Origin of the sequence: Pseudomonas sp. MWU16-30317 (assembly GCF_020515695.1) — a bacterium.
GTDB lineage: Bacteria > Pseudomonadota > Gammaproteobacteria > Pseudomonadales > Pseudomonadaceae > Aquipseudomonas.
On sequence record NZ_JAIWJA010000001.1, the window covers coordinates 197,795 to 210,626 of the forward strand.

Annotated in this window: 9 protein-coding genes; 3 read left to right on the forward strand and 6 right to left on the reverse strand. The window is 63.5% G+C overall.

Features of this window, described 5'->3' with window-relative positions; genetic code table 11:
- Positions 1-11: 11 nt before the first annotated feature.
- From LIX93_RS00945 to LIX93_RS00960, 4 genes are all read right to left on the reverse strand, one after another.
- The gene (locus LIX93_RS00945; RefSeq protein WP_226502819.1) at positions 12-1,796 is read right to left on the reverse strand and encodes a GMC family oxidoreductase; all 1,785 of its coding nucleotides are present in this window, start codon (positions 1,794-1,796) and stop codon (positions 12-14) included.
- Between the two features lie 2 nt (positions 1,797-1,798).
- Positions 1,799-2,539, reverse strand: coding sequence for a gluconate 2-dehydrogenase subunit 3 family protein (locus tag LIX93_RS00950; RefSeq protein ID WP_226502144.1), 741 nt, complete (start codon positions 2,537-2,539; stop codon positions 1,799-1,801).
- Between the two features lie 404 nt (positions 2,540-2,943).
- Entirely contained in the window at positions 2,944-3,849 is a 906-nt protein-coding gene (locus LIX93_RS00955; RefSeq protein WP_226502145.1) for a carbohydrate kinase, read from the reverse strand.
- A 166-nt stretch (positions 3,850-4,015) separates the two neighbouring features.
- Entirely contained in the window at positions 4,016-4,942 is a 927-nt protein-coding gene (locus LIX93_RS00960; protein WP_226502146.1) for a LysR family transcriptional regulator, read from the reverse strand.
- Positions 4,943-5,082: 140 nt separating this feature from the next.
- On the opposite strand from LIX93_RS00960, the gene LIX93_RS00965 reads away from it, so the two are divergent.
- A complete protein-coding gene (locus LIX93_RS00965) occupies positions 5,083-6,465 on the forward strand; it encodes an MFS transporter (RefSeq protein ID WP_226502147.1) in 1,383 nt (460 codons plus the stop codon).
- A gap of 87 nt (positions 6,466-6,552) precedes the next feature.
- On the forward strand, positions 6,553-7,578 hold the full coding sequence (gene uvsE, locus LIX93_RS00970; protein ID WP_226502148.1) for a UV DNA damage repair endonuclease UvsE: 1,026 nt from the start codon (positions 6,553-6,555) through the stop codon (positions 7,576-7,578).
- A gap of 81 nt (positions 7,579-7,659) precedes the next feature.
- Here the strand turns inward: uvsE and LIX93_RS00975 are convergent, their stop codons facing one another.
- Complete coding sequence (locus tag LIX93_RS00975; RefSeq protein WP_226502149.1) at positions 7,660-8,052, reverse strand: response regulator; 393 nt, start codon at positions 8,050-8,052, stop codon at positions 7,660-7,662.
- A complete protein-coding gene (locus tag LIX93_RS00980; protein ID WP_226502150.1) occupies positions 8,049-11,069 on the reverse strand; it encodes an ATP-binding protein in 3,021 nt (1,006 codons plus the stop codon). The genes LIX93_RS00975 and LIX93_RS00980 overlap by 4 nt, the downstream gene beginning before the upstream one ends.
- A 393-nt stretch (positions 11,070-11,462) precedes the next feature.
- Here LIX93_RS00980 and LIX93_RS00985 point away from each other — a divergent pair, with 393 nt between their 5' ends.
- Positions 11,463-12,818, forward strand: coding sequence for an MATE family efflux transporter (locus LIX93_RS00985; RefSeq protein ID WP_226502151.1), 1,356 nt, complete (start codon positions 11,463-11,465; stop codon positions 12,816-12,818).
- The last annotated feature ends 14 nt before the right edge of the window (positions 12,819-12,832 follow it).

The window sequence follows — 12,832 nt, forward strand, 5'->3', positions numbered from 1 at the left end:
GTCATCGTTCCTTATGCCTGCACCAGCGGGCCGGGGTTTTTCAGGTACTGCTCGCGGATCGCCCGCGCCGACCAGTAGGTGAGGGCGGCCACCAGCCCGGTAGGGTTGTAGCCCAGGCCTTGCGGGAACGCCGAGGCGCCGGGGACGAACACGTTATGCACGTCCCAGCACTGCAGGTAGCGGTTAAGCGCGCTGGTTTTCGGATCGGTGCCCATGATCGCGCCACCGTTGAGGTGAGTGGTCTGGTAGGCCGCGGTGTTGAAGTGCTCCTTGACCTTCTTGCCCAGCAGCGCGATGGACTTGGGATTCATGGCCTGCGCGACCTTGCTGAGTTTGTCGACCATGAACTGGTTCATCTTGATGTCGTTTTCCTGCCAGTCGAAGGTCATGCGCAGCAGCGGCTGACCGTAGGCATCGCGGTAGGTCGGGTCGAGGTCGAGGTAGTTGGCGCGGTACGACTGGTGCGCACCGTGGGCGTCCATCGACACCTGGTGGGTGTAGTACTCGGCGGTGGTTTGTTTCCAGGCGCTGCCCCAGGCCGGCGTGCCCGGCGGGTTGGAGGTGCCGGCGATCGGTCGGCTGCCGGCCTGGTTGACCCACATCGGCGAGCCACCGACGAAGCCGTGCGGCCCGTGGTCGAAGTTGTCGGCGTTGTAGTCGTCGATGGCCACGCCATTGCCGCCTGCGCCGATGAAGTTGTTGGTGTGGGTGTCCTTGTCGAAGAACGCCTTCACGGTGCCCATGTTCTGGTAGGCGAAGTTACGCCCGACCACGCCTTCGTTGGTGATTGGATCGTAGGGTTTGCCGATGCCGGACAACAGCATCAGGCGCACGTTGTTGAACTGGAACGCACCGAGGATCACCAGGTCTGCGGGTTGCTCGACTTCGCGGCCCTGGGCATCGACGTAGGTGACACCGGTGGCCTTGCTCTTGGTGCTGTCGAGGTTGACGCGCAGCACGTGGGCGTTGGTGCGTAGCTCGAAGTTGGGCAGCGGGCGCAGCGCCGGCAGGATGTTCACGTTGGGCGACGCCTTGGAGTACATGTAGCAGACGTAGCCACTGCAGAATCCGCAGAAGTTGCACGGGCCCATTTGCGCGCCATAGGGGTTGGTGTACGGCCCCGAGGTGTTCGCCGACGGCAGGTTGTAGGGCTTGAGGCCGATGTCGTGGGCGGCTTTCTGGAACAGCTGCGCCGAGTAGGTGTTTTTCTGCGAGACCAGCGGGAAGGGGTTAGAGCGATCCGGCGCATACGGGTTGCCGCCCTTGCCATCGCCCACCAATTGGCCTTTGACGGTCCAGGCCTGGCCCGAGGTGCCGAAAACTTTTTCGGCGTAATCGAAGAACGGCTCGAGTTCTTCGTAGCTGACGCCGAAGTCCTGGATGGTCATGCCTTCAGGGATGAATTTCTTGCCGTAGCGCTCTTCGTAGTGGCTGCGCATGCGCAGTTCGATCGGGTCGACCCGAAAGTGCACGCCGGACCAGTGCAGGCCGGCGCCGCCGACGCCCTTGCCGGGCAGGAAGGCGCCCAGTTGGCGGTTGGGCAAGGCCACGTCGTTGACGGTGTGGCGCACGGTGACGGTCTCTTTGGACACGTCAACGAAGAGCTTCTTGCGCACGCTGTAGGTCAGCTCGTCGATGACTTGCGGGTAGTTGCCGTCGGGATAGGTGTCCTGCATCGGGCCGCGCTCCAGCGCCACCACGTTGAGGCCTGCCTCGGTGAGTTCCTTGGCCATGATGGCGCCAGTCCAGCCGAACCCGACGATCACTGCGTCTACTTTCTTCAATACGGTCGCCACGCTCATGCCCTCTCGCCGCGAATGGAAACGGCCGGGAAGGGATACGCTTCGTTGCGCTCCACCCAATCCATGAAATCGGCGCGTGCGCCAGGGAAGCCGATCTGGGTCCAGCCGACCATGCCTTTGTTGCCGCCGTGCACCGGGTCGCTGAAGAAGCCTTCGCGGCTGTTCTGCACCAGCAGGCTGAAGAATGCCTTGGCGGGCACTTCGTCGAAATGCAGCTCTCCGGACTCGATCTTGCTGAGAAACTGGTCTCGGGTAGCGCTGTCTTGTGCAGAAAACGTTTTGCCGTGTTGCGCTTTGCAAGCGGCCTCCGCGGCTTTGATGCCGAGGCGATAGATCTGTTGCGGCACCAATTGCAGTTGATAGCCCATCTCGGCGGGCGCATCGGTGACGAACGGACCTTGCATGTACCACAGTGCGCCCGTGGCGAACGGAGTGTTCATCTGGCGATCGATAAATTCCGGCACGCCGGCTTCCAAAGCGCCAGGGCCAAGCTCGTCGGCAGGGATGATGCGCGACACGGCGGCCTGGATGAAGTCCCACTCCTCGGCAGTAAAGAAACTGGGTTGGTAGTCGTCTTTAGGGGGAGTAGGTGGCACCTTGTGCTCGGGTGCGGCAGGGGCGGCGAGCAGCGATTGGGCGCCCATGCCCAGCCCGGTGCTGGCGACGGTGACAACGGGGATCAGGGTCAGGGTCTTGCGCAGGAACTCCCGGCGCGGGTTGTCTTCTCGATCGGACATGGTGGATCCTCATCAGCGGTTCAGGCGATGCGGCGACGTTGGCATGTTTTTATGGGGATATTATTAGAGTGGCGTGCGCAAGGACTTGGAACCAAGGCTGCGGCAATCAGCCGCGAAATCGGTCGGCGCAAATGTAACCATTTGTGAGGCAAATTGAAACCGGTTTCAATTTGCCTGTGTCTTGTTGGATTGGGGAGTGGTGCAAGCCTTGCCGGCCCCTTCGCGGGCAAACCTTGCTCCCACAAGTGCATGCCGCGTCAGCGCCGTACACCCGTGGGAGCAAAGCTTGCTCGCGAAGGGGCCGGTCCTGCTTGCCCAGCACCCTAGAATCTCCCACGTCGTACATCCAAGGGAGCAAGGTTGCGCGTTAGGCGGCGAAGAGGCCGCCTGCAGCAACGCAAACCTCACCTGGCAATTGAGCCCAGCAACGCCCTCACCTCGGCCGTAGTCGGCGCATGCGCCCCGGCTTGGCTGCACGAAACCGACGCGCAGGCCGCCGAAAAACGCAAGCGCTCCTGATAGTCGCTGATGCCCAGCAACCCCGAGGCCAGCCAGCCGGCCATGCTGGCATCCCCGGCGCCCACGGTATCGACCACCTCGACCTTGATGGCTGCCTGTTCGTACTCGCCCTCTAGCGTATGCAGCACCATGCCCTTTTCGCCGCGGGTGAAGAGGATCTGCGCCTTGGGGTTCAGCGCCCGCAGTTCGGCCAGCGCCTGGTGCTCGGTAAGGCCGGGATAGATCTGGCGCAAGTCTTCGTCCGAGAGTTTGATGATGGTGGCCAGCGCAACCATGGTTGGGAAGGTCTGCTCGCGGTAGGCGCTGTCCATCAGGTTGCGCCAGTTGGGGTCGTAGCTGATCTGCTTGCCGGCCTGGTGCGCCTGCCGGGCGATGGCGACCAGCTTGTCGCCGAGCGGCTGACGCGCCAGGCTGATGCAGCTGAAGTGGCAGAGTTGCGCGGCATCGAGCCAGCCTTGTGGCAGCTTGGCGCCGTCGAAATGCAGGTCCGATTCGCCGGCGAAAAAATACCGGGGAGGGTGGCTGGAGGCGACGATGGCCACCAGCGGATCGCTGTCGACGCGCTGGATGAAGTCCATATCCAACCCCGCCGTACGGGACAGGCGCGCGATTTCATCACCCAGCGAATCACCGCTGATGGCGCCGGCAAAGGCGCTGCTCACACCTAGCTGGCTCAGGCCTCGGGCAACGTTCCACGGCGCGCCGCCGGGGTATCCCTGCCACTGCCCGGGGGCGCCTTGAACGATGTCGGTCAAGGCTTCACCGAAGACGACTACATGGGGCAATGCCATTTCTTGTTCTCCTGGGTTCGAGGTGCGTTTGCTCAGCAAGGGCTCAAGGGCACCTTTTCTATCGCGGTACGGCTTCTATGGGGGCAGTCTGGCGCAGCGCCAACCATACGTGGCCACTGCCGCATGTGACTAGTATCGCGTTGACGTCGCGCTGATACTTTTCTGATCACGCCGGGTCGGGGAAGTGCGGCTCGCCGGTCATGCGTTGCGCGCCAGCGAAATACGCCCCGGCCATCTGGATAAACGGCGCCACCGCCGGGTTGTCGTTGTCCTGGCGCGAGACCATGTAGATCTGCGCCATCGGGTCGGCATCGCGCAGGCGGCGAAATTGCAGCTGGCCGGGGTATAGATGACGGGCCGCAGCGGGGACGATGGCGACCCCCAGGCCCGCGCGCACCAGCCCCAAAATCGAGTGCGTCTGGCCCAGGTAGTAGCGGTAGCGCGGGCTGACCCCGGCCATGGCGAACAGGCCGGCGATGCAGTCATGGAAATAACGGCCTTCGTCTGGCGAATACATCACGAAAGGCTGTTGATCGAGGTCCGCAATCGCGATCGTGGCATGCGCCGCCAATGGATGCTCGTTGGCCATGACCACCAGCAGCGGTTCCTGGCTGATGAGTTGATAATGGAAGTCCGCTGCGGAGCTGGACCAGCGCACAAAACCGATGTCCAGCATGTTCGCCTCCAGCGCCTGGATCTGCGCCCCGGAGACCATCTCGCGCAAGTCCACACGCACATCCGGCAGCGCGGTATCCGCGCACTCCAGCAAGCCGGGGATCATGCGGTAGCTGCTGACGGCGGTGAAGCCCAGCAGCAACTGGCCGACCTCGCCGCGCTCCAGGCGCCGCGCGCTGTCGGCGGCCTGCTCGGTATAGGCCAGTACGTGGCGGGCATCGCGCAAAAAGTGCTGCCCGGCAATGGTCAGCTTGACCCTGCGATTGCTGCGCTCGAGCAAGGTCACCCCTAGCGAACGCTCGAGCAGTTGGATCTGCCGGCTGAGGGGCGGTTGGGTCATGAACAGGCGGCGCGCGGCGCGCCCGAAATGCAACTCGTCGGCGACCATCACGAAGCAACGCAGTTGATGAAGTTCCATGATTCAATTCTTGTATTGATCGATTCAGTGTCTATGTTAGACGCGCATCACCACTTTTCCTACTCTGGCTGCAATCTGCGGGCTTTACGTGCCCGCAGTCATAACAACACAGCCCTCCATGCAGGGGGCCGGAGAGCCCTATGAATGCCAAGACCGCTTCCCTGGCGGTGCCGATCGCCGAGGCCAAGGTGGGCCGCCGCCGCTTCGTCATCCTCTCGCTGATCTTTATCGTCACCGTCCTCAACTACGCCGACCGCGCCACCATGTCGATCGCCGGTACCGGCGTGATCAAGGACCTGGGGCTCGATCCGATCATGCTCGGGATGATCTTTTCGGCGTTTGCCTGGGCCTATGCGCTGGGGCAGATCCCTGGCGGTTGGCTGCTGGACAAATTCGGCGCCCGGCGCGTGTATGGCTGCAGCTTGGCACTATGGTCCGTGTTCACGATGCTGCAAGGCACCGTCGGCTGGATCGGGCTGGTCGGCTCCACGGCGGCCATCACCTTGTTCGGCATGCGCTTCATGCTCGGGCTGGTAGAGTCGCCGGCGTTCCCGGCCAACAACCGTATCGTCTCGTGCTGGTTCCCGACCAGCGAGCGCGGTACCGCGTCGGCGTTGTTCAACTCGGCGCAGTACATGGCGGTGGTGGTGTTCGCGCCGCTGATGGCATGGTTGACCCACACCTTGGGCTGGGAGCACGTGTTCCTGTGGATGGGTGTGCTGGGCCTGGTGGCAACGGTGTTCTGGTTCGTGCTGTACCGCGAACCGCTGAGCGATCCGCACCTGCGCGAGTCGGAACTGGCCTACATGCGTGAAGGCGGCGCGCTGGTGGACCTGGAGGCCAATCGCAAGGCGATCAAGCCCAAACTCAAGGCCGCTGAAGTCATGCAGCTGTTCAATAACCGCACCCTGTGGGCGATTTATCTGGGGCAGTACTGCATCACCGCGTTGACGTACTTTTTCATCACCTGGTTTCCCATCTACCTGATCAAAGGCCGCGGCATGACCATCATGGAGGCCGGCTGGGTGGCGGCGTTGCCGGCGATCTGCGGGTTTTCCGGTGGCGTGCTCGGCGGCGTGGTGTCCGACTACCTGATTCGCCGGGGCATGCATCCGTCACGGGCACGCAAGACGCCCTTCGTCTTCGGCATGGCGCTGGCGAGCAGCCTGGTGTCGGCCAACTACGTCGATGCCAACTGGATGGTGATCGCCTTGATGGCCCTGGCGTTCTTCGGCAAGGGCCTGGCTGCGGTGGGCTGGGCGGTGCTGTCCGACACCGCGCCCAAAGGCATGGTCGGCTTGAGCGGCGGGGTGTTCAATGGCATCGGCAATATCGCCGGGATCGTCACGCCGGTGGTGATCGGCTTCTTCGTGGCCGCGACCGGTTCGTTCAACTCGGCACTCTGGTTCGTCGCCGCCCATGGTCTGATCGGTATCTTTGCCTACGTGGTGCTCGCGGGACGTTTCGAGCGCGTGGAAATTGCCCCGGCGGCTGATGGGCCCAAGGTCGCAAGCGCGACTTAACACTTTGGCTGTCGGGCGTGAATGAGTACTCTGGGCGCGCAGGTTGTCTGAACCTGAACTTTATCTCTGCGCGCCACAGGACTTTCGATGACTTACCCCCGTATCGGCTTCGCCTGCATGTACCGCCACCCTGAGCGGAACCTGTCGGCCAGCCAATTGAAACTGGCAGAGACGCCCTTCAACCCGCGCACCACCACCTTGCGCTGGATGGACAGCGTGACGCCGCAGGTGGCCCAGGACAAGCTGATCGAGGTGGTAACCCACAACCTCGCGGCGCAGCTGCGCCTGCTGGCCTACACCGCCGAGCTGCCCGCGCCGTTGCGCATGGTGCGCCTGAGCAGCGATTTGCTGCCGTTCTACAGCCACGTCAAGGTTCGCGACTTCTATCGGCAACCGGCCATTCAAGCCTGGCTCGGCGAAGGCTTCGCCGCCATCGGCGCGCTGGCGCGCCAGGCGCAGATCCGCCTGTCGTTCCACCCCGGGCAATATTGCGTGCTCGGTTCGGACCGGCCCGAGGTGGTCGAAAACAGCCTCGCCGAATTCGAATACCACGCCGACATGATCCGCATGATGGGCTACGGCGTGCGTTTCCAGGACCTCAAATGCAACGTGCACATCGCCGGCCGCCTGGGGGCCGAAGGTATCCGGGGCATCTGGTCGCAGCTCTCCGAGGTGGCGCGCAACTGCATCACCTTCGAGAACGAAGAAAAGACCTACGGCGTCGACGACTGTCTGCAACTGGCCGACCTGGCGCCCGTGGTGCTCGACATTCACCACTGCTGGATCAACGAGAACGACTACATCGCGGTAGACGATCCGCGCGTCGAGCGCATCATCGACAGTTGGCGCGGCGTACGCCCGACCATGCACTACTCGCAGCCGCCTGAGCACCTGCAGGCGCTGGGATTTTCAGCCGAGCACAAGCTCGAGATGCCGGCGTTGCTCGAGGCGGTGAACAAGCGCGACCTTTACGCCCATAGCGACCGCATGTGGAACCGCTGGACCAATGAGTACGCGCTACAGTTCTTGCCACGGTTCGACATCATGTTCGAGGCCAAGGACAAGAACCTGGCGACGTTGGCGTTTTATGAGGAGTATCTGGTGGGCGCTTGATTGTGTGGCCAGTGCTGAGTTGTGCGCGCATCAGCCGATGGTTGGCCTGAACTCGGTCTGCGCATGCCGTTTGCACAAGGCTCAGCCATGGCCACTGCCGGGCGGCAGCAGTTCATTCAACGCATCGCTCAGCTGCCCCATGCTGAACGGCTTGGCCACACAGTCGCGATCCGCCCACGTCTCAGGAATGCCCAGCCGGCCATAGCCGGTACAGAAGATGAACGGGATGCCTCGATGGGCAATCTCGGCGGCGATCGGGAACGACGTGCCGCCGATGATATTGATGTCCAGAATCGCCAGGTCATAATCCCCTGTGCGGGCGTACTCCACCCCTTCGCTCAGGGTGCTGGCATGGCGGGCGGTCGCGTAGCCGAGCTCTTCGAGCATGGTCTCGATGAGCATTGCGAGCATGGTCTCGTCCTCGACGATAAACACTTTGGGGCGCAGCAGTTGCTCATTGACCGACAGGCTCATGAATCGCCGTCCGCTTTTTCTAGCCAGGGCAGGGTCATGCACCAACTCAGCCCTGTGGCGGCGAACCGCACCTGGGCTGTGCCATTGAGCTCGCGCTCGATACTGCGGCGGATCAGTCGAAAGCCGAAACCTTCGAAGGTGGTTGCGGCGACGGGCGGCCCGTCGGCTTCAAGCCAGTGAAGTTTCAAGGTGCGGGGGCTCGTGGTGGCGTTCAAGGTGGCAGTCAGGGTGATGTGTCCACCCGGTGATGAGTGCAGCGCCGAAAGCGCCCCATGCTGCACGGCGTTGGCCATCAGCTCGTGAAACACCATCGACAGCGACAGCGAGGTTCTGGGTTCCAGCGTGACCGGGTCGCCGAGCAACAGGATCCGACGGGTGCCCCCGTCGGTTCGCTGCAGTTGCGCAATCAAATCCTCCAGCTCGCTGGACAGCCACTCTGCCCGCGCAAGGGCATCATGGGCCTGGCTCAGGGCCAGGAGGCGGGCATCGAAACTCTGCCGAAACGTCGCCAGTGAATCGGAGTTGCTGGCGGTCAGGGACGCAATCGCCTGCACGGTCGCCAAGGTGTTTTTCACCCGATGATTGAGCTCGTTGAGTAACCCTGCGCGGGTGGCGCGATCCTCCAGTTGCTGGCGCTCGAGCTTGCCCGAAATCGACTGGGCCAGGCGCGCGGTAGTACCGCTCTGCTTGAGTACCACCCGTTCGTTAGCGGTCACCGGCCCTGAGTGAGCGGGCACGCTGAAGGTGAAGACGCTGCCGCAACCGGGGTCGCTATGGGCCCACAGGCGACCGCCGTGGGCCGCGACGATGCCTTGCGAGATATACAGCCCTAGGCCATTGCCACGCGGATTGCCTTCCTTGACCGACCAATAGCGCTGGAATATATACGTCAGGTTCTGCGCCGGGATGCCAATGCCGTTGTCGGCCACCTTGAACAGCACATCACCGCCGTCGGCAATCACATCGATATCGATGGTGCCGCCCTGCGGCGTGAACTTGATCGCATTGCCGACCAGGTTGGACAGCACCTGGAAAATGCGCTCCGGATCGGCATCGATCACCAGGCCGTCGGCCGCCGTGCAATTGAGTTCGATCTGCTTGGCGTTGGTCAGGGTCACCAGCAACGCGCAGGTTTCTTCCAGCAGGCCGGTGACGCTCAGCGGCTGGCGGGACAGCTGGTAGCGGCCGGCTTCGATCCTGGCGGTGTCGAGCAGATCTTCGAGCAGGCTGTTGATGCGCGTCGTGGCGTTTTCGATGGTGCCCAGGGCGCGGCGAATGTGGCGGTTTTCGAGTGAGCTGTCGCTGACCGCCCAGCGTTGCATCATCCCGCATTGCATGATGATGATCGACATCGGGTTGCGCAGGTCATGGGAGACCACCGCCACCAGTTCGTCGCGCATGCGCACGGCCTCTTGCTCGCGCCGCACCTGGCGTTCCAGGTCGCGCTCAAGCGCCGAACGGCGAATATCCTCGGCGGCATACAGATCGCCTCGGGACCACGGTTGGGCGATGCCGACGACCTGTTCTTCCCACACGTCGAACGATTGCCGTGGATGCAGGCGCTGGCTCGCCGCGCCGACAGACCCAGGGCGCAGGTGGTCGGCCGGATTGCCACTCCACTGCATGCTGGAGGTGAGCTGCGGGCGGAACCATATCACTGCGTTGTCCACGGGCTTGGGCAGCACGAAAGCGATGACGCCGCTGGCCACGTCTCGGTAAGCCGCAGCGGGCGGGTGTTCCTGTTGCAGTGCTGCGCTATGGAACAGGCCCAGACCTTGCAGCCCCTGGGTGCGCTCGTTGAGCTTTTTGCGGATCAGACCGACATCGCGGATCCACTGGTGCAAGACGCGGACCTGCGCGGGCGTCGGGCAGCTACCGAACAACTGCAGGTCATCCTCGATCAGCACCGCCACGCCAGTGGCCTGGGGCAGGGATTGCAGCAAGTCGGCGCGTGTCGCCAGCCCGGCGAGGATTTCCCGGTCGGCGCTGGCCATGGCTTCGGCCAACTGCCCGAGCATCAGAACCTTGCCTTCGCGACCCTGCTGTATCTGACTGGCGAAGATGGCGCAGATCTTCACCGACAGCAGTTGGCCGATCAGGGCGCAGGCGTCGCGGTATTCGCGCGGTACCAGCAACGGGGCAGGGTGACTGCAGGTGATCAGCCCCCAGAGTTCGCCGTCCTCCAGCAGCGAGATGCTCATCGAGGACTGCACGCCCATGTTCTTCAGGTATTCGCAGTGCACCGGCGACACGCTGCGCAGGGTCGAGAAGCTCAAGTCCAGCGGTTGTCCGGTATCCGGTCGCAGCACAGGCACCAGCGGCACCGGCACGTAGGTGGCATCGGGGATCACCCGGATCCAGTTCAGGCGATACAGCGCCCGCGCCTGGGCGGGGATGTCCGAGGCCGGGAAATTCAGCCCGCTGTAGCTGGGCAGGCTGCCGGTCAGTGCTTGGGCCACCACCTTGCCGTGGCCCTCGGGTTCGAAGCGATAGATGATGACTCGGTCATAACCGGTCAACGCTTGAATCTCGTGCACGCTGATATCGAACAGCGTCTCCAGGGTGCTGGCGGCCTGCAAGTTGCGCAGCACTCGGGTGATGGTCCTTGATTGCTCCTGCGCCGGCTGCACGAAGGGCTCGAGTTCGATGATCAGCAGGTGTTCATGGCGGTGCAGCGCAGCGCTATAGTCGGCCTCGCCAAAACTGACGCGGATGGGGTCGCCATCGGCGCTCGGCCCTTGGGCATACGCCTGCTCGATCAATTGCGCCTGATGCGCCGGTATCAACGACGACAGGAGTATCCCCAGCAGCGCGTCACAGTCGAGCCCTGATGCGCCAGCGCAATTGGCACTGACCTGCTGGATCCGCAGGGGCTGGCCGGCCAGGCTGAGCAACAGGCCGTGGGGCTGTATGGCACCGGGTACACGAATGGGCTCGTCGGCGCAGTCGGCCAGTGCGGCGTCGAGTGCGGCGTCGATTGGGGGGGCGCTGCGTACCTGCGGGGTGTGCTCGAGCATGGCGCGAACTCCAAGGGTTTTCAGGTGGGTACGGCTGGGCGCTGCAATCGGCAGGCGGATCGATGCAGTGAGGTTTTCAGTCGGCCACAGTGAAGCAGGGGCAGTCAGAGGCCCGGATGGACGCGCAAGGCTATGCGAGGTTACCGCGAAGGTGCGGCGTGAAGACGTGGGGATGGCAAGCCGGCTTGATGAGGTATGGACAGCGTGGCCTGCCTGAGGACGCGTCACCATAACAGGACATTGGGCCTTGCGTATGGTCTTTGGTCGATCTGCGCTGGCCGCCGTTCGGGCACTGGCGTATCGTTCGCACCGCGCGGGCGTTCGGCAAGGCCCGCAGGCCCGAAAACGGGCACCGTGAATGCCTTGCCAGCCTCTTCAGTTCGAGTACCGACAATGACGCTTGCCCGCGCCAGATTTACCCAGGGCTCTGTTGCTGGCCATCTGATCGAGACCGCCAGTACCAGCGCAGTGAGCCTGCTCGCGGTATTTCTGGTCGATATTTTTACCCTGATCTATGTGTCCAGGCTCGACGATCAGGTCGCGTTGGCGGCCGTCGGCCTGGCCAAGATGCTGATGTTCATCAACAGTGCCTTCGCCTCCGGGGTGGTCACCGCAGCCGGTGCGGTGCTGTCCGCGCGTATCGGCAAGCATGCGTCGCGGGCGCTGGCGCAGTGGGTCACGCACCTGTTGCTGATGGTGCTGGGTGTCGCTGCCGGGGTCGCGGTCATCGAGTGGTTGGCGGTTGCGCACCTGGGCCAGTGGTTGGGGGCCGATGCCGACACCTATCAGCGCGCCCGGCATTTTATCGCCATCGTACTGCCGTGCAGCGTGCTGGCGGCTGCCATGCAACTGTGCGCGCAGATGCTCAGGGCCCAAGGCCATGTGCGTGCGGCATTGCTGGTGCCGCTGGCAGGGGCAATCACTTTGGCGCTGGCCGACCCGTTGTTCATCTTTGCGTTCGGCTTCGGGCTGGAGGGGGCGGCGATTTCTTACGGGGTGTCCACTGTGGTGGCGCTGGCCCTCGGCCTGGCGTTGGTACGGCGGCATATCGGCGTGTCGCCTGCCGTGCGTTTCAAACACCTCAAGCTGCATGTCGGCCTGACCTGGCCCATCGCATTGCCGGCCATGCTCGCCAACCTCGCCATGCCGGTGGGCATCACCTATCTGATGCTGGTGCTCACGGGGCTCGGCGCTTCGGCCTTGGCGGGCATGGCGGTGATCGATCGGATCCTGCAGTTCGGCTATTGCGCATTCTTTGCCTTGCCCAGCGCCCTGGTGCCGGTGCTGGCGCAAAACCTGGGGGCCGGGCTGGATGGGCGCGTGCGTACCGCCATTCGGGTGATCCGCAGGCTGGTGGTGGGCTATGGTTTGTCGATATGGCTTTTGCTGATAGTGTTCGGGCCCTGGATCGCCGATTACTTCCACCTGGTGGACGACGGGCGCGCCATGTTTTTAGCGTTCACGCGGTTCGGGGCGGGGCTGTGGATCCTTTACGGGCTGGACTTCGTCGCCCAATCGATGTTCCTGACCCTGTCCCGCGCCTGGTGGGTCCCGGCGTTTGGCTGGTTGCGCGGTACCTTGGGCACCGTGCCGTTCGTGTACGCGGGTAGCCAGTGGTACGGCGCCAGCGGCGCGCTTGTCGCGATGTGGTGCGGCAACGCGCTGGTGGCGCTGTTGGCGATACTGACGGCTGCGGTTCAGGCACGGCGGTTTTTTCAGGCGCGCGAGCCCGTGCTCGGCGGCCCTTGACCCTAAGATCGGGC

Coding starts and splice junctions, on each gene's coding strand:
- LIX93_RS00965 (WP_226502147.1), top strand. CDS start 5,083: ATGAATGCCAAGACCGCTTCCCTGGCGGTGCCGATCGCCGAGGCCAAG.
- LIX93_RS00985 (WP_226502151.1), top strand. CDS start 11,463: ATGACGCTTGCCCGCGCCAGATTTACCCAGGGCTCTGTTGCTGGCCAT.
- LIX93_RS00955 (WP_226502145.1), bottom strand. CDS start 3,849: ATGGCATTGCCCCATGTAGTCGTCTTCGGTGAAGCCTTGACCGACATC.
- LIX93_RS00975 (WP_226502149.1), bottom strand. CDS start 8,052: ATGAGCCTGTCGGTCAATGAGCAACTGCTGCGCCCCAAAGTGTTTATC.
- LIX93_RS00950 (WP_226502144.1), bottom strand. CDS start 2,539: ATGTCCGATCGAGAAGACAACCCGCGCCGGGAGTTCCTGCGCAAGACC.
- uvsE (WP_226502148.1), top strand. CDS start 6,553: ATGACTTACCCCCGTATCGGCTTCGCCTGCATGTACCGCCACCCTGAG.
- LIX93_RS00980 (WP_226502150.1), bottom strand. CDS start 11,069: ATGCTCGAGCACACCCCGCAGGTACGCAGCGCCCCCCCAATCGACGCC.
- LIX93_RS00960 (WP_226502146.1), bottom strand. CDS start 4,942: ATGGAACTTCATCAACTGCGTTGCTTCGTGATGGTCGCCGACGAGTTG.